Source organism: Oribacterium sinus (genome assembly GCF_963537195.1).
Lineage (GTDB): Bacteria > Bacillota > Clostridia > Lachnospirales > Lachnospiraceae > Oribacterium > Oribacterium sinus_A.
Genome location: NZ_CAUTEG010000055.1, coordinates 1 through 15,899, shown reverse-complemented (window position 1 = coordinate 15,899; position 15,899 = coordinate 1). Strand labels below are relative to the sequence as shown.

Genomic DNA, 15,899 nt, shown 5'->3' with positions numbered 1-15,899 from the left:
GGGACCGGGATATGGAAGAAAATGTGAAGAAAATCCTGGAAATAGAGCAAAAAATTGGTTTCGGAAAGCTTGTTATTTCTGCTCATGACGGACACATTCAGAAGGAAAATCCAATTTATAACAGCATGGGCGTGCTTCTGACCAAGGACTTCGGAGAAGCCTACTATGCCATCGGAACGGATGTATGGAAAGTCACGGACAATATCAAGGTGCTTGGGGAAGCTAAGAGAACAGTGCAGAGCTTTGTTTCCGTAGACCCCTTAGCTGCGCAGGCAAGATTTGCAAAGGGAAAGCAATATGCCTTGTATTTTTCAGGTATTACAGACGAGAAAAGCAAAGTCTATCAGCTGATTCATAACCCTATGAAAATGTTACAGCTGGGAGAGGGATACACTTTCGTTATGCGATTTTTCCCGAATTCTTATCGGGTGAAAAGTGAACCTGTTCAGCGCTACGACGGCATGATTTATTTATATGAGGGAAAGCCGATAGAGATTTTGGAGAAGAAATAGTGACTGGCGAGGCAGAGTGATTCGTGTAAAATAAAAACAAGGCGAAAGCATTCTGCTAAACGAAAATGCAATATCGTAATATGCAAAAGTATGTTATTGCATAATACGGTATTGCATTTTGTTCCATTGGAATGGATTATTCTAACTTAAAACCACTCTATAGTTTTGATTTATACTTACATAGCACTAAATTTATTATAGAAATGAATGCTAATCATTGCAAAATGCATTCATTTTTGGTATATTTCATATATACATGAATGTAGATAGGAGGTGGAAACAATGGCAACAATTACAGTACGAATTAATGACGAAGATAAAAAAGTATTAGACCAAGTAGTAGAAGATATGGGCTTGAATTATTCCACATTTTACAGTATTTATACGAAGAAAGTTTTACGAGAAAGACGAATCCCTTTTGAAGTATCTGCCAGTGTGGATCCATTCTATTCGGACAGCAATATTCGTTCGCTGAAAAAATCTATAAAGGAATTGCGTGAGGGTAAAGGCAAGGTACATGAACTTATTGAGGTAGACGATGAGTGAAAAAATATGGTCTGATGATGCATGGGAAGATTATTTATTGTGGCAAAATACCGACAAGAAAATTGTTAAAAGAATCAACCAGCTTATTAAGGATATCGAGAGAAACGGATGCTCTGATGGAATTGGAAAGCCCGAAGCTCTAACCGGTGATTTAAGCGGAGAATTTAGTCGAAGAATTGATGATAAAAATCGACTGGTCTACCATATGGAAGATAAACGTATTTTTATCGTGCAATGTAAAGGGCATTATCAGGATCATTAAGCAAATGGTGCAGTTTCTCTGCACCATTTTATGCCCTTTTCTAAAGCGATATAACAGATTTATATGATATTATCCTTGCAAGTGAGGTTTATATAGACAAACAATAGGAGAAATCATGAAACAATCTTTAGAAGAAAAACAGACATTAGCGATGGAAGGCTTAGCGGCAGGTAAGAACTGCGGACAGCTGGTGCTGCTTGCATACCAAGAGGAATTAAATCTGCCCGAGGAGCTTCTGCTTCCTCTCTCAGCCGGTCTTATTGAGGGATTGGGAACTTTAGAGGGAACCTGTGGCGCACTCATTGGAGCAAATTTGGTTTTGGCTATGAAAAATAAGGGAAATCCAATGGTACAGGTGGAGGCCGCCCATCTTTTTCAGGATTTTGTTGAGCGATGCGGAGCCAGCATTTGCACAGACTTAAGAGGCATAGGTAAAGAAAAGCCTCTTTGCAGCTGCGAAGATTGCATCAAAGAGGCGATTGCTTTACTGTATTAAGTTTTAGGGGAGTTCATTAAAACTGATCCACAACTTCCACGCTATCCGGTAAGAGCTCCAGATTCACAATGGAGTTTCCGGATAGCTTTACTTTTTTCAGATTGGGCAAATTCCGTAATGCACTGATGTCGGAGATATAGTTATCAGAAATGTCCAGCTCTTCCAGAGTGCTGAGTCCCTCTATACAATCCAGATTCTCCAGCTTGTTTCCACGAAGTCCAAGCCTTTTTAACGCTTTAAAATGGGAAAGAAAGGCTTTGGCATTGACCGTGAAATTATCAGAATCATCATCCAGGTTTTTGATTTCTGCCTGGTTGAGAATCAAGGTCTCCGTAGCGTTGTTATCTTCCATCTTACTAAGGGATAGGGAAATATCAGGCGTTTCAGGTGGACCAATAAGATTTTCGTCAAAAATCAGTTCTTTTACTTTAATGCCGGAAAAAAGTCCATGATAGTCTTTTAGGAGGTCTAAAGATTCTCCCAGAATGCTCATTTTTTCAAGGTTTGGTAAGCCTGCTAAAACATTTTCCCAGTCGTTAGAAATATAATCCAAGGAACCGGAAACTACTAGAGTGTTTAATGAGTTCATACCGCGAAGGGACTCGGCGCTAATATTCCATCCATTCAAAACACAGTAGAGGCTCTTAATAGAAGGCATATGAGCAAAATGCTTGAGATCACTCGATCCGCAAAACACGTCTTCCAAGGCGGTTAAATTTTGCAAATCCGGTATGTAACAGCCATGCCCGCGACCGCCAAGGTGCAGGCTTTGTAAAGCGCTGAGACCGGCAATAGCCTTTCCGTCCGTTAATTCATAGCAGTCATCAATGAAAAGCGTGTTTAATGAGGGGTGATTGGCTAAACCGTCCAAAGAGAGTATCGGTACGCTCTCGAGCTCCAGAGACTTTAAATTAGGCATATTTTGGGTAAAGTTTAAATCCTTTAAGGACATAACATCGTGTAATCTGAGATGTTCCATTTGGGGCATACCGGATAGAACGGAGATATTTTCTAAGGGTTTATCATAGGGACCAGACAGACTTAGATTTTTACAATTGCTTAAAGTAGCTAAAGGAGCTAAATCTGCAGAGGTATCAAGGGTTAAACTCTCTAAGTTAGGAAAGTGTCTTAAAAAAAGTAGTCCCCCTTCATATTTATAGTTTACCCTGATGGAAAGGCTTTTCAGGGAAGAAAAGGGTGTGAAAATATCCGTGATATCTTTTGTTTTGTCAGAGGAAATGCTGTAGGGAACAACGTCATCACGGAGGTAAATACCGCTAAGACCGAGTATCTGTTCCGGTTTTGCCAAGCTTAGCAAAAGCTCTCTAAAGCCTTCCGAATTGTTTCCTATAGCAGAAAAGTATTTTAACTCTTTTAGATTTTTTAAATCCTGATTGTCTTGACTGTCGCTATCGAAGTCCAGGTCTTTTCCCAGTGCCAGATTTTCCAAACCGGTGAAGGGCTGAATCTCCTGCCGGGGAATGTTTTCCGTAGCAGGAAAATAAAGAGTCTTTTCTTCCACGGGATTTCCCTCTTCATCCAGCTTCTCGGCATAGGAAAAACACCAATTTTCTTCTTTGTTATCTTTTGCAATGGACAGGAACTTTAAGGAACTGTAGTCTTCCCCTGTAACTTGAGAAAGATTTTTGGAAAATGCTTTTTCTACAAAGGAAATCATTACCGGATCCTGCACAGTGCTACGATATTGGTCGGTAGGAAGTTCTATTCCGCTAGGAGAAAAGAAGGTTTTTAGTAAAATAAACAGAAGGATTGATATCACCACTACTACAGTGCCCACTGCACAGCTTTGCAAAAGATATTTCCCTCGTACGTTGTTTGGAACAGTTCTTTCCTTGTTATAATTCACATTTTTGATGGTGATATTTTGGGTAATATCCGGCTTGTGTGGTTCCAAATAGACCTTGGTATTACAGAATTTACACTGCACAAAGCCTTCCTTCATTCCTTCGGGAACGGATAATTGGCCATTGCAGTTAGGGCATTGGATTTTGGTAATCTTCATGGATTTTCCTCTTGCTATTTTTAACTTATATTTTGTAAAATAAATATTATTTTATAAATAAACTAAGTTTACAAAATGTTTAAGGGATATGCAAGATAAGATTAGGAGGAAAAAAATGAGAAGTGTTTTGGGAGATCGTACAGCGGTGTTTGATGATGGAGGACGGAAGTTAAGCATTACGAAAGATGGAATTTCCGTAGAAGGGAAGAAGCCCTTTACTCTTTCTTTTTCCGAGGTGGGAGCTATTCTTCCTATGCGATATTGTAACTCCAATATGCACTATTCTCTGATTTTTAGGGATCTTCAAGGGAAAAATATCAGTCTTCCGGATTTGGAGACAGATACCAAGGCAAATGGTAGAGGGCATAATATCGCGGAAACCAAGACGCTCTTACTTGCATTTGCAAGAAATAAGCTGGGGGCTGAATTTCCCAATAGCATCGATAGCTTGGATCTTCCCATCGGCTTTAATTTAAAGGAAAAGGAGATTCGCCTTTCCGGAGGACATATTACCGGAGCAAAGCATAGTATTCCTTTAACTGCGATTAGACGAGTGAAAATGGTGACCAACGGCACCATTTCCAACTTAGGCATTTATACCAAGGAAAAGGGCGGCTTCTTTGATTTTCCGGATATGAGCATTCCTGCAAATGAATTGACCCTTCCTATCCTGGAGGCAGCCATGACCAGAAATACAGGAGTCGGCATTGACTTTAGTAGGGGAGACGGATTTGCGCAAAAAACTTCCGAGTTTATGATTATTCGTTTTTTAAGTGCCGATTTTTTCATTAATGAAGATGGCAGTTTCTCCGCTGAATGGCAAGAGAGGATCTATGACAGAATTTTTGCCTATGGATATGAGGAGGATACCTTGCTGGAGCAAGCTATATTGCTTTAGGAAATGCTCATAGCTATAGCCTGAATACAAAGATAGATTTATGAGAGTGCTATAGCCTCCGTATCAAGAGAAAAATGTTTCCTCCACATCTTGATAAGGATAAGTCCTGCGGAGTGCCTGATAGCAGGGGCAGTCTTCTTCGTGGTCGTTAATGACACCACAGGCTTGTAAAAAAGAATAGACAATGACGGGGCCGGTATATTGAAAGCCCCGTTTTTTTAAATCTTTACTGATTGCTTCGGAAAGAGCATTTTTGGCAGGCATTTCCCCCTTTTCATGCCCCTGATAACAAAGACTTTTTCCGCCGGAAAAGCTCCAAAGATAAGTATCAAAGCTTCCCTCCTCTTTTTGAAGGGCTAAAAATGCCTTGGCGTTTTGAATCATGGCTCTGATTTTTCGCTCCGACTTAATCATATTTTCCGTATGCATGATTCGTTCAATATCTTCTTCCGTGAACGCTGCGAGCTTTTCCGGGGAAAAGTTTGCAAAACAGCTTCGAAGGGTTTCTCTTTTTCGAAGAATCAAGGCCCAGCTAAGACCGGCCTGCATGGATTCTAAAAGCAAATATTCAAAGAGCTTTTGATCCTCATGGGTGGGTACGCCCCACTCCTTATCGTGATAAGAAATCATTTCCGCACTGCTGTTTTTCCATTGACAAGCCATAACGCCTCCTTTTTGAAAGGATTATAACAGAATTTATTTAGAGTTGATAATAAATAAGCAGGGTAGTATAATGTACTACATATAAGGCTTGTGTATTCTTTGCTTGAATAGTACAGCAAATAATTTTTGAAATAGAGGTAAAATCATGGCATTTTCAATTCGAATGAACGAGGAAGAAAAAGCACTTGCAGAAAGCTATGCAAAGCTTCATGCAATGTCTTTAGGAGAGGCTTTCAAAAGGGCATTATTTGAACGTATTGAAGAGGAGTATGATATCAGCCTTGCCAATGAAGCTTATCAGGAATATAAGAATACCGGCTGTAAGTCCAGACCCATTGAGGAACTCTGGAAGGAACTTAATCTATGAGCTATCATGTGGAAACAACTGCTCGATTCGATAAAGAGTTCAAAAAACTGGACAAATACACACAACAGATGATCAAATCGTGGATTGGAAAAAATTTGCAAAATTGTGAAAATCCGAGAGTTCATGGAAAGGGACTTACCGCTAATAAAAGTGGACAATGGCGGTATAGAATCGGAGATTATCGTTTACTCTGTCTTATACAAGATCAAGAGCTGATTATCCTTGCATTGACTGTTGGGCACAGAAGAGATATCTACAGCACTTAGGGGAACAGTAAGTCTCTATAACTGTGAAGTGGTAGATTACGGCCTATTTTAGACCTACTTTCACTGTTACCTTCTCCGCTTCTTTCTTCGTAAATCCTTCATTCATCAGAGCCTCTATTAAATCCTCTTTGGAGCTAACGCCGTCTTCCATGTATTCTTTTGCAACAATCTTTGCTTGCTCTACCCAGTTCACGTGAATGTGGCTTAGGGCAAAATCCGCTTCCTCTTCTGTGAAGTGGTCGAAGAGCAACTGTGCTTTTAATTTCACTTTGGAAAAGCCGATTTTATGCTTGCAATATTCTTTGGCTTTCTTCCGTGCCTCTTGATTCCAATCTATATCGAGATACCCTATGGCAAATTTTGCATCTTCCAATTCGATATTTTCCACAGTGAGCATTTGCAATAATTCTGTTTGAGATAAGGGCATAGTATCAAGATAATCTTTCGCAGTTTGGATGGCCTGTACTTGATTTTCGCTTAAGCTTTCCAATGGGGGCTTGGTAGTTTCTACGCTTGATGATTCCTTACCTGCCGTGCCACTATCCTTACTTCTTTCTTTGGAATCTGCAGAGCTATTCTCCGGGTAAATATTTTTGGAATCTACCGAACTGTTCTCTATGCTTTCTGAAGAGATTTTCGAAGAACTCTCTACAGTATTCCCTTCTTCATTTTGCTTTGTACAGGATATCATAAAGAAGAGAAAGAAAATGGCAGTAAGCCGGGTAAAGTATCTGGAAGCATGACTCATTTTTGTAGCTCCTTTCGTGGGAGAGAATGGAGAGATTTCTTCATTTTCATAAAAACAAGCTATAATAATTACGGTATAATGTCCTTATAGTAATCTTTGCTTTCTTATTAGGCAAGAACTAGTGCAGTTTAAGAAAAGACTTTTGAAAGAAATGGAGAAACAATGGAAGAATTTAAAACAATGAGACGGTTTAAGCAGGAAATTTCTAAAGAAGAGTGTATTCAAGTTTTACGGGAAGCTCCCAGAGGAGTCATGGCTTTTCATGGGGAAAATGACTATCCCTATGCTATTCCTTTAAACCAGTTTTATGATGAGGAAGACGGAAAGCTCTATTTTCACGGTGCGAAAGAAGGATTGAAATTGGATCTGCTTGCTAAAAACAATAAGGTTTGCTTCACCATCATGGACTCCGGATTCAAAAAAGAAGGAGAATGGCCTTGGTATATTCGTTCCGTACTTTGCCTTGGAAGGGTGGAAGCTGTAGAGAATCAGGAGAAGGTGATAGAACAATGCAGAAAGCTGGCGGAAAAATTCTATCCGACGAAGGAGTCTATCGAGAAAGAAATAGAAAAAGCCGGGGCAAGAGTCAATATGCTTTGCATGACGATTGACAGAATGACAGGAAAGCTGGTGAAGGAATCTTAAGTCGGGTTTGAATTTTATGGAAGGAGGAGAAGATGAGTCGAAAGGAAGAAATTCAAAATGCCTATCAATCCGTTGGCAATCATACCGGCTTTTATGACGGAATGATGACCTATGGAAATTTTGCAGGAAAGCTTCTATGCCGTTTGGTATGGAACATGGATAAGGAGAAAAATCTCTATTATCGGAATAAGGTCTTATCCTCCATTCCTAAGAACTTTTCCGGAAGGCTTTTGGAAATTCCTGTGGGTACGGGAATCATGACTCTTCCATTATATAAGGGGCTTCCTAATGCAGAGATTGTCTGTATGGACTATGCGCCGGAAATGATGGAGCCGGCAAAGGAGAGGGCGACATTACTGGGGATAGAGAATATTCATTTTCAACAGGGAGATGTGGGAGCTCTTCCTTTTCAGGCGGAAAGCTTTGATATCGTTTTATCCATGAATGGTTTTCATGTTTTTCCGGACAAGGAAGCGGCTTATCAGGAGGTGTTCCGCGTATTAAAACCGGGAGGAATTTTCTGTGGCTGTTTCTATGTGGAAGGGGGCGTTAAGAGAGCGGATTGGTTTGCAAAGCATATCTATGTGCCGAAAGGACTATTTACGCCGCCCTTTGAAACGGAAGAGAGCTTAAGAAAGCGGCTTATGGAAAGCTACACAGAGGTTTCCGTAGAAAGGGTGGAGACGGTGGCCTGCTTTTCCTGTGTAAAAAAATAATCTCCTTATTGTGACCTTTCCTTTCTATTCTCCGTCTTGATGGGAGAAGGGAGCTAAGGCAAGGCGGAAATTTTGTCTACAGAAGATGTGGATTTTGGCGTATAATGGGGGGGATAAAAATATTTTGTCCTATCGCAGACAGCGTATAGGAAAAGTCGGGAAAAATTAAGCAAGCCTTAAAGTGTGAAGAGGGCAATAGAATTCCTGATTTTTAGAGTAGAAATAGGGGAAAATATGCTTGTTACGAAAAAGCTAAGCAACGATAATACATGGATTAATATTAACTCGGATGAAATTACAAAGCATTCCAAAGTATACGAGGAATATGATATTGATCCGAAAACGCTGGAGTATGCTTTGGATGAAAATGAGCATGCCCATATGGATTATGATCGGGAGGATGGAACCGTTACCTTTATTTACAGTGTTTTGGATCTGGAAAAGGATAAGGAATATTATGAGACGGTTCCTCTTACGTTTATCGTGCAAAAAAATCGACTGGTGACCATTAGTAATGAGGACAATGTGTATATCATTCAGAAGATGTGCGAGTATGTGGATGGCAAAGAGAATCTTTCGATTTATACCTTACTCTTTGCAAGCTTGGAAATGATTTCCAATGCCTACTATCCGATTATTGAGCGTTTGGATAAGCAGAAGGATGAGATTAACCATTTGCTTCGGCAGAAAACCACGAAGAAGAACCTCTATGCTCTTTCCGACTTGGAGGTGGGCATGATTTATTTACGATCCGCCGCTACGCAAAATCGTCTTTTGCTGGAGCATATCCAGGCTCATGCCATTTATCGTAGCTTTAATGAAGAGGAGTCTGCGCAGTTTGATGATGCCATGGTGGAGGCCAGACAGCTGGTGTCCATGACGGACTTACTTTCCAGCGTTGCCCGCCAACTGTTGGATTCTTACAACAATGTTTTAAATAATGACTTAAATAACAACCTGAGTACTTTAACTATTTTTGAGATTTTACTCAGTGTTCTTGCGGTTATCACCGGATTCTTCGGCATGAATGTGCCTCTGCCTTTTATGAATGAACAAAGAGCGTGGATTATGATTTGTGCTGTCAGTGCACTGCTATGGGTGATTTTAACTTGGGTAATGCGCTGGATTATAAGACGCAGATAAATGAATGGATAGAAAGTAAGGAATAAAACGTATTTGAAGCCGAGATTGGGAAATGAAGCATTTGGAATATAGCTTTAGGAATGTAAAATCATAGATAAGGATTCAGAAGGATGGAAGACCAAAAGATTATTACCCTGTATTTTCAGAGGGCGGAGACTGCGATTTCAGAAACCAAAAATAAATACAGCCGCTTACTCCTTTCCATTTCCTATGGCATTTTAAAAATCATGGCGGATGCAGAGGAGTGTGAGAATGACACTTATTTAAAGACATGGAATGCCATTCCACCGAAACAGCCGGATAATCTGCCGGCTTTTTTGTCGAAGATCGTCCGGAATCTTTCTTTAGACCGCTATGACAGTTTGCATGCGGAAAAGCGTGGGGGAGGAGAAGTTCCGGTGGTGCTGGAAGAGCTGTCGGAAGTCCTTCCGGATAAGGGGGCGATTCCGGGAGAGGGTAATGAGCTGTCGGAACTTATGGACTCTTTTTTACATACATTGAAGCCGGAGAGCAGAAATATTTTTATGAGAAGATATTGGTTTATGGATTCCGTATCCGAGATTGCGGAGGAATCCGGTTTTGGTCTTAGTAAGGTGAAAATGAGTTTAAGCCGTACAAGGGAGCAGCTTAAGCTTTTCTTAGAGCAGGAGGGATATCGTTTATGAAAGAGGACAGCAAGCGACTGCTTCGGGGAATGACAGAGGTAAGTGACCAATATATTCTGGAAGCGGAGGCCTTTTACCAAAAGAAGGATGAACAGAACGTTGATAGGGAAAATGCAGTAAAAGAAATTAAAGGAAAAGAAAGCATAGAAGAAGCAAGCAAAGAAAATCAAGAAAAAGAATACCAATACAAAGAATGTAATAATGAAGAAGGCGGAAATAGAGAAAGTATAGAAAAAGAAAAGAAGATTATCAAAATGCAGGAAGCTAAGAAGAGGAAATTTATTACCCTTCCTCGGGTTTTAGGATTTACTGCTTCCATAGCCGCTGCCTGCTTTGTTTGCTATATCGGAGTATTCATGTTTTTCGCTCCCAGAGCAGCCAAACCGAGTTCCGTAATGCTGGAGGGAGCGCAAGGGGAGGACTCCGGTGGAACACAGGATAAAGCGGAAGAATTTGCAGCGGAGAATGGAGAGCTGAAAGAGAACTCTGCCGGTATAACCGCCAAGGGACGGAGTGTAGAAGAAGTTGAATCAATGCAGCAGGCTACAGAGCTTACCGGTTTTACCATGCGTATTCCGGAGGGAAAAGCTCCTTATACCGAAAAAACCATCAGCGTAATCGGAGAGGATATGATCGAAGTGGCTTATTCTAAGGAAGAGCCCTTTGCGATAGGATACTCCATCCGAAAAGCAAGAGCTGAAGGGGATATCAGTGGAGATTTTACGGAGTATTCGGACATCCGAGAAGTGGATTTCGAAGGAAGGAAAGTCACTTTAAAGGGTAAAGCCGGAACATACTCCTTAGCGTTATGGGAAGAAAATGGCTTCAGCTATGCGGTAAAAGCACAGGAGAAGCCGATGACGGAAGAGGAGATTTTGGAAATTGTAAAGGCGGTGGAGTAAGAGACTCGTCAAGGCAATGGAGGAACGTAAAAAATCGGACGGCGAATTTTCACCGTCCGATTTTTTATGAAATATTGTAGAAGCTGCATGTTTCCTATAGCAATATCGTCCTTGAGGCTATATTGATTTTGAGATTACATTGTTCTTGAAGTTATAATGCTCTTAAGGCTATATTACTCTTGATACTTTGGAACTATTATTAGCCCCAGAAGTAATGTCCGGTAATTAAAGAATAAATGCCCATAACTGCTACAACGGCACAAGCTATAATTTGCAATGGACGAATGCGGACACTGGTTCCGTTTTCATGAGCTTGTTTAATCATAAGAATCTGCCCTACGCACATTACTAAGCAGACAAGAGTAACGATAATGGTCATGGTTTGCTGGTTCATTTTGTTCCCCCCTAAAAATCAAAGTGATTTGTTTATTCCCTTAAAAAAGAAAATGTTGATTTTAATCCTTAAGAATTGTAAGCAGAATATTAATGCCTGTCAAGAAAAATCTTAATATTTTACGGAAGCAGATTGACTTCCTGGACAGTGAATTTATAATGGTTTTGCATGCATAGGATAGAGATTTTTTCCTATCCCGTAAGTGAGATTATGGAGAAGAAGTAAACGTTACTGTTTATCAATATTTGTAGCAGCTTTCAGGAGGAAAACAAGATGAATCAGACTATTATGATTGTAGCCGGTGTGGTAGTTGTTTGGGCAGTTTTATTTGCTGTCATGATGAGCTTTCAAAAAAAGCGTAAGGCAGGGGAACAGCAATTTAATGCGGATAATGCTTATAAGGCGCTCTTGCATTTGTACTGCGATCATGTTGCTATTGACGGAAACAGTCTTTCAGCATTTTCCCATACGCAGGGAGAATACATGCAGACAATCGTAGCGTTGGAGCCGGGACAGCATAGATTGGAAGGTATTTTCCGCTCTACAGAGGCAGGCGTTACAGGCAATAAGAATTTGGTCAGTGAAAAGCTTAGTATTGATATCGATTTGGAAGCAGGGCATGTTTATTCTGCAGCCATGTATTTTTATTCCGCAGAAGATAGAAACGAGTATTACAAGGGGCAGACCGGAAAGGCTATTGCAGAAGTTCCTCTTTCCATTGTGAAGGGCAGCGACCAGGTTAAGGCCTATGTCATTGTGTATGAAGAGCAATAAAAGTAGCTAGAGAAAGTGGTGGATTCATGTGGAAAATAAAGTCAAATACTTATCTGGATGAAAATGGATCCTGCCACTGGCAAATTAGGCACTATTCGGCCAATCCGATTTTTTCTTTCTTTGGTCTTCTTTTCTTACTGGGATTATTTTTTCTGATTTATAGGCAATTAGGCTTAGATAAGAGTGTGTGGCTTCTGTATGGACTGCTCACTATGTATTCCGCCTTTTGCGTATGGGATATCTACAAATATTTCTTTCTTACTTATATTGTGGAAGCAATTCTGTATGAAGAGGAGATTGTGCTTCTCTACAACAAGGGAGAAAGCCGGAGGATTCCCTATACGGAAATAGGATTTGTGGATTTTCAACTCCATGAGGGTATGGGAAGTAGAATACGTTTTTCGCCCCACTTTAGCCTTTACAAGAAGAACAGCACATCTAAGATTCTGGATTCCGTGCTGTATAAAAATGATTATTTGCTTTTTACAGGAGAAGTAGAGCTTCTGGAGGATTATCTTAGGATTAAAGAAATTCTGGCGGAAAAGGGAAAACATTGTGTGGAACCAAGAGAAACCGAAGAGTGTTTTCGAAGAGGAAGGCTTACTATACAAGCTAGAAGAGATATTGGATAAGAAAAGAATCGTACGATTTTCATTGCGGAAATTGTACGATTCTTTTATACTAAGAAAAAAGGAGGAACAACGATGTCTATTACTGCAACGGAGCTAAAGTTAAATTTAAGTAAGTACTTATTACTGGCGGAGAAAGAAGATATTTGCATTACAAAGAATGGCAGACCGATTGCTAAATTAGTTTCACCGTATCAAGATAAATTAAAACTCGTAGACGAGTTATTTTCCAGTGTACCTTCTGACTTAAATTTAGAAGAAGCTCGCGAGGAGAGAATGAATCAGATATGAAAATATTATTAGATACTTGTATTGTGATAGATTTTTTGCAGGGGAGGGAGCCCTTTGCAGAGGATGCCTATCAAATTTTTCGCCTTTTAGCAATGGAGATATTCTCTGCTTATATAACTGCAAAGTCAACAACAGATATTTACTACTTAACAAGACGCTGCACACATAGTGACAAAGAAGCGAAGGACAAGTTGAATCGTTTATTGGGAGTTTTAAAAGTGGCAGATACTTTGTCTGAGGATATTTTCAATGCCTTGATTTCCGAGGCAAAGGATTTTGAAGATGCGGTAATGATGGAGACGGCTCTTCGAATAAAGGCAGATGGTATCGTGACCAGAAATACAAAAGACTATAAGAACTCTTCCGTTAAAGTATATACACCGAAAGAGTTTATAAAATGTTGTGAGGAAAGTTTTTACAAAACTTAGAAATAAAAAGAATACTTTAGTTCTATTTTAGGAGCCCAAAAGGCTTCTTTTTTATGCCTAAAGAATATTAAGTGAAATAATGAGGACATTTTGTATTGTAGACGTAATAAAAATCTAAAAACGGATAAATATGCAATAAAATGCAAAATCATACATTTTACACATTTCATACACAAGCTGAACATAAGTTTCTGCGATAGTAGGGCGTGTAAAGAGCAACCTAATCACAGAAAAGAGGACAGTATGAAAAAGAATAAAAATAAAATGAGTATATGGCTTATGGCAATGGCGATGAGCATGTCCATCGTAGGATGTTCCAATGCAAAGACTGCTACAACAGCGGCAGCAACTACGGCCCAGAGCACAGAGGCGGTGGCAACGAACACCTCCGCAAAAACAACGGCAAGTTATTCCGAGGAAGACTTAAATACTTCTTATTCCGACTCGGATACCAAGATTGAGTTGAGTAGCGGAAACGCCAAGATTACCGGAGAGGGCGCAAGCTACACGGATGGCAATATTGTCATTACCAAGGCCGGAACCTATGTCTTTAGCGGAGATTTCAACGGACAGATCATTACGGAGGTGGGAGACGAAGACCTGGTACACATCGTTTTCAACGGCGTAAATATCACAAATACGACTTCCTCCGTCATTAACGCAGCTACAGGACGTAAGATTGTGTTGACCTTAGTGGACGGCACTACCAACACCATAACAGATAGCGCAACATATAATTACGCGGAGGGAGAGGATGAGCCGGATGCAACCCTCTTTGTAAAGCAGGATTTGACCATTAACGGAAACGGAACTTTGAATATCAGCTCCAACTATGCAACAGCCCTTAAGGCAAAGGACAATCTCATTATCTTAGGCGGAAAGCTGAATATTGAATCGGTAGGAAAGGCCATCAAGGGAACCGACTCCGTTACCATTGAAAATGCGGATATCACCATCAATGTAGAGGATGACGGTATTACCACAGACGGAGCCTTGGTCATCAACAGCGGAACCATTAAGATGGAGAAGGTTGGAGAAGGATTGGAGGCTGTTACCATTGATATTAACGGCGGAACCATTGATATTGTGGCGAGCGATGACGGTATCAATGCCCGTGGTCTGATTGACGACAGCGCCACCGATGAGGAAAAGGAAGCTTACGGAGAAGAAAATCAGGCAGATACTTATTTCCGTATTACAGCCGGTACGGTAAATGTGACAGCCGGCGGAGATGGAATCGACTCCAACGGTCAGGTCTATATCGAAGGCGGCACCTTAAATGTTTCCGGACCTGCTTCCGGACCGGATGTGGCTTTAGACTATAACGGAAAGGCAACGATTACCGGCGGAACCTTTATCAGCACCGGTGTGCAGGAAATGTTTGAATCCTTCGACAGCAGTTCTACCCAGAACTTTATCAATGTGTTCTACTCTACTACTGTAAGTGGTGGAACAGAGATTAAGGTGACAGACAAGAGTGGAAATGTAGTGCTTAGCTACACACCGACCAACGATTTTACGGCAGTGATTCTTTCTTCTGACAAGCTTGTTACCGGAGAGACTTATACCGTAAGTGCGGGAAGCAATAGCGAAGAAATCACGATTTCTTCCGGAGAAAATACTATAGGTGAACAAAGTGGCGGTATGAGCTTTGGCGGTGGAAACGGTACTCCTCCAAGCGGAGCTCCCGGGGAAAATGGCGGTACTCCACCTAGCGGAAACGGCTCTATGGGACAGCCGCCTGAGAAGCCGACAGATGCCAATGGAAATTAACTGGCTATGCCGGAGCCACCCAGCGGTCAGGGAAGTAATAGTGAAAGTAATTAATACCATTAGAAGCTGTATTGCGACTTGCGAAAATAAGTAAAGCAGATCTTAGAGGCGTTTGCTTAAACCAGCGATTAAGCATGAAGATAGGGCTATAGAAAAAACAGGGGAGAGTAAAGTTTCTCCCCTGTTTTTGTGATAATAAGAAAGGCCAAAAGATGATGAAAATTTTGATTGCCTTAATTTAGTAGACGTTTAAAAAATTTATGTTTAAATACATACTAAATCTTCGTTCTAAAGGAATTGACAATGCCCCGTACTGCCCCGTAGCCCACTCCGGCTACAGGCCACACAATCCAGCTGATATCCCAACGCTGTGTAATAAAGCTGTAGCCCAGATAGATAGCCGTTACTAAGCACCAGTATATTTGCCCTACTGTTTCATTTTTATGCTTATCCATCTTTTTCTCTCTTCTATAATCCCCTTGCTCTAAAAGCATATTCATGGAATCCCAAATAATATTTGTCTTGACAATCTGAAACACGCCAACGGCCACAAACATCAGAAGGAAGGGCACGGCAAGAGCGGTATAGAGATCATCTTCTCCAAAAAGAATCATACTGAGGAAGATGGGACTTATCGCAATGATGCAAAGAAAAACACCTAAAATCATCTGAGAAGTATACGTTCCCTGGTAACGGGATTTTTTCTCCTGCACCATACCGTTTACCCCGTAAGCGGTATTCAGAAGCTCTTTTTCCAT

The 15,899-nt window shown here is 40.7% G+C and carries 21 protein-coding genes and 1 pseudogene; 17 read left to right on the top strand and 5 right to left on the bottom strand.

From position 1 onward, the window contains the following. From RYL27_RS07375 to RYL27_RS07360, 4 genes are all read left to right on the top strand, one after another. Nucleotides 1–512: erythromycin esterase family protein (locus tag RYL27_RS07375; protein WP_314966273.1), on the top strand; the 512-nt coding region annotated here is incomplete at its 5' end. Between the two features lie 282 nt (nt 513–794). Next, nucleotides 795–1,058, top strand: coding sequence for a type II toxin-antitoxin system RelB/DinJ family antitoxin (locus RYL27_RS07370; RefSeq protein ID WP_314966271.1), 264 nt, complete (start codon nt 795–797; stop codon nt 1,056–1,058). Further along, nucleotides 1,051–1,320: a Txe/YoeB family addiction module toxin gene (locus tag RYL27_RS07365; protein WP_314966269.1), complete on the top strand. Its 270-nt coding sequence runs from the start codon at nt 1,051–1,053 to the stop codon at nt 1,318–1,320. Before RYL27_RS07370 ends, RYL27_RS07365 begins: the two co-directional genes overlap by 8 nt. A 115-nt stretch (nt 1,321–1,435) precedes the next feature. Next, nucleotides 1,436–1,816, top strand: coding sequence for a C-GCAxxG-C-C family protein (locus RYL27_RS07360; RefSeq protein WP_314966267.1), 381 nt, complete (start codon nt 1,436–1,438; stop codon nt 1,814–1,816). A gap of 16 nt (nt 1,817–1,832) precedes the next feature. Here the strand turns inward: RYL27_RS07360 and RYL27_RS07355 are convergent, their stop codons facing one another. Beyond that, the gene (locus RYL27_RS07355; RefSeq protein ID WP_314966265.1) at nt 1,833–3,839 is read right to left on the bottom strand and encodes a leucine-rich repeat domain-containing protein; all 2,007 of its coding nucleotides are present in this window, start codon (nt 3,837–3,839) and stop codon (nt 1,833–1,835) included. 115 nt (nt 3,840–3,954) lie between these two features. Between RYL27_RS07355 and RYL27_RS07350 the strand changes: the two genes are divergently transcribed. Then, the gene (locus tag RYL27_RS07350) at nt 3,955–4,737 is read left to right on the top strand and encodes a hypothetical protein (protein WP_314966262.1); all 783 of its coding nucleotides are present in this window, start codon (nt 3,955–3,957) and stop codon (nt 4,735–4,737) included. Nucleotides 4,738–4,800: 63 nt separating this feature from the next. Here RYL27_RS07350 and RYL27_RS07345 read toward each other — a convergent pair whose 3' ends face one another. Next, nucleotides 4,801–5,400 carry a DNA-3-methyladenine glycosylase I gene (locus RYL27_RS07345; RefSeq protein ID WP_314966261.1) on the bottom strand — a complete coding sequence of 200 codons (600 nt, stop codon included), beginning with the start codon at nt 5,398–5,400 and terminating at the stop codon, nt 4,801–4,803. 145 nt (nt 5,401–5,545) lie between these two features. Here RYL27_RS07345 and relB point away from each other — a divergent pair, with 145 nt between their 5' ends. After that, nucleotides 5,546–5,767 carry a type II toxin-antitoxin system RelB family antitoxin gene (gene relB, locus RYL27_RS07340; protein ID WP_009428573.1) on the top strand — a complete coding sequence of 74 codons (222 nt, stop codon included), beginning with the start codon at nt 5,546–5,548 and terminating at the stop codon, nt 5,765–5,767. Beyond that, nucleotides 5,764–6,033, top strand: coding sequence for a type II toxin-antitoxin system RelE family toxin (locus RYL27_RS07335; RefSeq protein ID WP_314966259.1), 270 nt, complete (start codon nt 5,764–5,766; stop codon nt 6,031–6,033). Before relB ends, RYL27_RS07335 begins: the two co-directional genes overlap by 4 nt. Nucleotides 6,034–6,076: 43 nt before the next feature. On the opposite strand, the gene RYL27_RS07330 is transcribed toward RYL27_RS07335, so the two are convergent. Then, nucleotides 6,077–6,781 carry an Ltp family lipoprotein gene (locus tag RYL27_RS07330; RefSeq protein ID WP_314966257.1) on the bottom strand — a complete coding sequence of 235 codons (705 nt, stop codon included), beginning with the start codon at nt 6,779–6,781 and terminating at the stop codon, nt 6,077–6,079. 162 nt (nt 6,782–6,943) lie between these two features. Here RYL27_RS07330 and RYL27_RS07325 point away from each other — a divergent pair, with 162 nt between their 5' ends. The 5 genes from RYL27_RS07325 to RYL27_RS07305 all read left to right on the top strand — a co-directional run bounded on the left by RYL27_RS07325 (nt 6,944) and on the right by RYL27_RS07305 (nt 10,852). Next, nucleotides 6,944–7,426 carry a pyridoxamine 5'-phosphate oxidase family protein gene (locus RYL27_RS07325; protein WP_183682237.1) on the top strand — a complete coding sequence of 161 codons (483 nt, stop codon included), beginning with the start codon at nt 6,944–6,946 and terminating at the stop codon, nt 7,424–7,426. Nucleotides 7,427–7,458: 32 nt separating this feature from the next. Continuing rightward, nucleotides 7,459–8,142: a class I SAM-dependent methyltransferase gene (locus RYL27_RS07320; RefSeq protein WP_314966256.1), complete on the top strand. Its 684-nt coding sequence runs from the start codon at nt 7,459–7,461 to the stop codon at nt 8,140–8,142. A gap of 234 nt (nt 8,143–8,376) precedes the next feature. Then, nucleotides 8,377–9,285: a magnesium transporter CorA family protein gene (locus RYL27_RS07315; RefSeq protein WP_314966254.1), complete on the top strand. Its 909-nt coding sequence runs from the start codon at nt 8,377–8,379 to the stop codon at nt 9,283–9,285. A gap of 110 nt (nt 9,286–9,395) precedes the next feature. Then, a complete protein-coding gene (locus RYL27_RS07310) occupies nt 9,396–9,950 on the top strand; it encodes an RNA polymerase sigma factor (protein ID WP_314966252.1) in 555 nt (184 codons plus the stop codon). Beyond that, nucleotides 9,947–10,852, top strand: a complete 906-nt coding sequence (locus tag RYL27_RS07305; RefSeq protein WP_314966251.1) for a DUF4367 domain-containing protein — start codon at nt 9,947–9,949, stop codon at nt 10,850–10,852. Before RYL27_RS07310 ends, RYL27_RS07305 begins: the two co-directional genes overlap by 4 nt. A gap of 199 nt (nt 10,853–11,051) precedes the next feature. Here RYL27_RS07305 and RYL27_RS07300 read toward each other — a convergent pair whose 3' ends face one another. Continuing rightward, complete coding sequence (locus RYL27_RS07300; protein WP_007157169.1) at nt 11,052–11,246, bottom strand: hypothetical protein; 195 nt, start codon at nt 11,244–11,246, stop codon at nt 11,052–11,054. Nucleotides 11,247–11,519: 273 nt separating this feature from the next. Here RYL27_RS07300 and RYL27_RS07295 point away from each other — a divergent pair, with 273 nt between their 5' ends. The 5 genes from RYL27_RS07295 to RYL27_RS07275 all read left to right on the top strand — a co-directional run bounded on the left by RYL27_RS07295 (nt 11,520) and on the right by RYL27_RS07275 (nt 15,141). Then, on the top strand, nt 11,520–12,020 hold the full coding sequence (locus tag RYL27_RS07295) for a hypothetical protein (protein WP_314966249.1): 501 nt from the start codon (nt 11,520–11,522) through the stop codon (nt 12,018–12,020). A 26-nt stretch (nt 12,021–12,046) separates the two neighbouring features. Beyond that, nucleotides 12,047–12,652: a hypothetical protein gene (locus RYL27_RS07290; RefSeq protein WP_314966247.1), complete on the top strand. Its 606-nt coding sequence runs from the start codon at nt 12,047–12,049 to the stop codon at nt 12,650–12,652. Between the two features lie 72 nt (nt 12,653–12,724). Then, nucleotides 12,725–12,940 (top strand): type II toxin-antitoxin system Phd/YefM family antitoxin, encoded by a 216-nt coding sequence (locus RYL27_RS07285; RefSeq protein ID WP_007157166.1) that lies wholly within the window; start codon nt 12,725–12,727, stop codon nt 12,938–12,940. After that, nucleotides 12,937–13,368 (top strand): PIN domain-containing protein, encoded by a 432-nt coding sequence (locus RYL27_RS07280; protein ID WP_314966245.1) that lies wholly within the window; start codon nt 12,937–12,939, stop codon nt 13,366–13,368. Before RYL27_RS07285 ends, RYL27_RS07280 begins: the two co-directional genes overlap by 4 nt. 243 nt (nt 13,369–13,611) lie before the next feature. Then, nucleotides 13,612–15,141, top strand: coding sequence for a carbohydrate-binding domain-containing protein (locus tag RYL27_RS07275; RefSeq protein ID WP_314966243.1), 1,530 nt, complete (start codon nt 13,612–13,614; stop codon nt 15,139–15,141). A gap of 275 nt (nt 15,142–15,416) precedes the next feature. On the opposite strand, the pseudogene RYL27_RS07270 reads toward RYL27_RS07275, so the two are convergent. After that, nucleotides 15,417–15,899, bottom strand: a pseudogene (locus tag RYL27_RS07270) (helix-turn-helix domain-containing protein); the annotation flags it as partial.

Coding starts and splice junctions, on each gene's coding strand:
- RYL27_RS07370 (WP_314966271.1), top strand. CDS start 795: ATGGCAACAATTACAGTACGAATTAATGACGAAGATAAAAAAGTATTA.
- RYL27_RS07365 (WP_314966269.1), top strand. CDS start 1,051: ATGAGTGAAAAAATATGGTCTGATGATGCATGGGAAGATTATTTATTG.
- RYL27_RS07360 (WP_314966267.1), top strand. CDS start 1,436: ATGAAACAATCTTTAGAAGAAAAACAGACATTAGCGATGGAAGGCTTA.
- RYL27_RS07355 (WP_314966265.1), bottom strand. CDS start 3,839: ATGAAGATTACCAAAATCCAATGCCCTAACTGCAATGGCCAATTATCC.
- RYL27_RS07350 (WP_314966262.1), top strand. CDS start 3,955: ATGAGAAGTGTTTTGGGAGATCGTACAGCGGTGTTTGATGATGGAGGA.
- RYL27_RS07345 (WP_314966261.1), bottom strand. CDS start 5,400: ATGGCTTGTCAATGGAAAAACAGCAGTGCGGAAATGATTTCTTATCAC.
- relB (WP_009428573.1), top strand. CDS start 5,546: ATGGCATTTTCAATTCGAATGAACGAGGAAGAAAAAGCACTTGCAGAA.
- RYL27_RS07335 (WP_314966259.1), top strand. CDS start 5,764: ATGAGCTATCATGTGGAAACAACTGCTCGATTCGATAAAGAGTTCAAA.
- RYL27_RS07330 (WP_314966257.1), bottom strand. CDS start 6,781: ATGAGTCATGCTTCCAGATACTTTACCCGGCTTACTGCCATTTTCTTT.
- RYL27_RS07325 (WP_183682237.1), top strand. CDS start 6,944: ATGGAAGAATTTAAAACAATGAGACGGTTTAAGCAGGAAATTTCTAAA.
- RYL27_RS07320 (WP_314966256.1), top strand. CDS start 7,459: ATGAGTCGAAAGGAAGAAATTCAAAATGCCTATCAATCCGTTGGCAAT.
- RYL27_RS07315 (WP_314966254.1), top strand. CDS start 8,377: ATGCTTGTTACGAAAAAGCTAAGCAACGATAATACATGGATTAATATT.
- RYL27_RS07310 (WP_314966252.1), top strand. CDS start 9,396: ATGGAAGACCAAAAGATTATTACCCTGTATTTTCAGAGGGCGGAGACT.
- RYL27_RS07305 (WP_314966251.1), top strand. CDS start 9,947: ATGAAAGAGGACAGCAAGCGACTGCTTCGGGGAATGACAGAGGTAAGT.
- RYL27_RS07300 (WP_007157169.1), bottom strand. CDS start 11,246: ATGAACCAGCAAACCATGACCATTATCGTTACTCTTGTCTGCTTAGTA.
- RYL27_RS07295 (WP_314966249.1), top strand. CDS start 11,520: ATGAATCAGACTATTATGATTGTAGCCGGTGTGGTAGTTGTTTGGGCA.
- RYL27_RS07290 (WP_314966247.1), top strand. CDS start 12,047: ATGTGGAAAATAAAGTCAAATACTTATCTGGATGAAAATGGATCCTGC.
- RYL27_RS07285 (WP_007157166.1), top strand. CDS start 12,725: ATGTCTATTACTGCAACGGAGCTAAAGTTAAATTTAAGTAAGTACTTA.
- RYL27_RS07280 (WP_314966245.1), top strand. CDS start 12,937: ATGAAAATATTATTAGATACTTGTATTGTGATAGATTTTTTGCAGGGG.
- RYL27_RS07275 (WP_314966243.1), top strand. CDS start 13,612: ATGAAAAAGAATAAAAATAAAATGAGTATATGGCTTATGGCAATGGCG.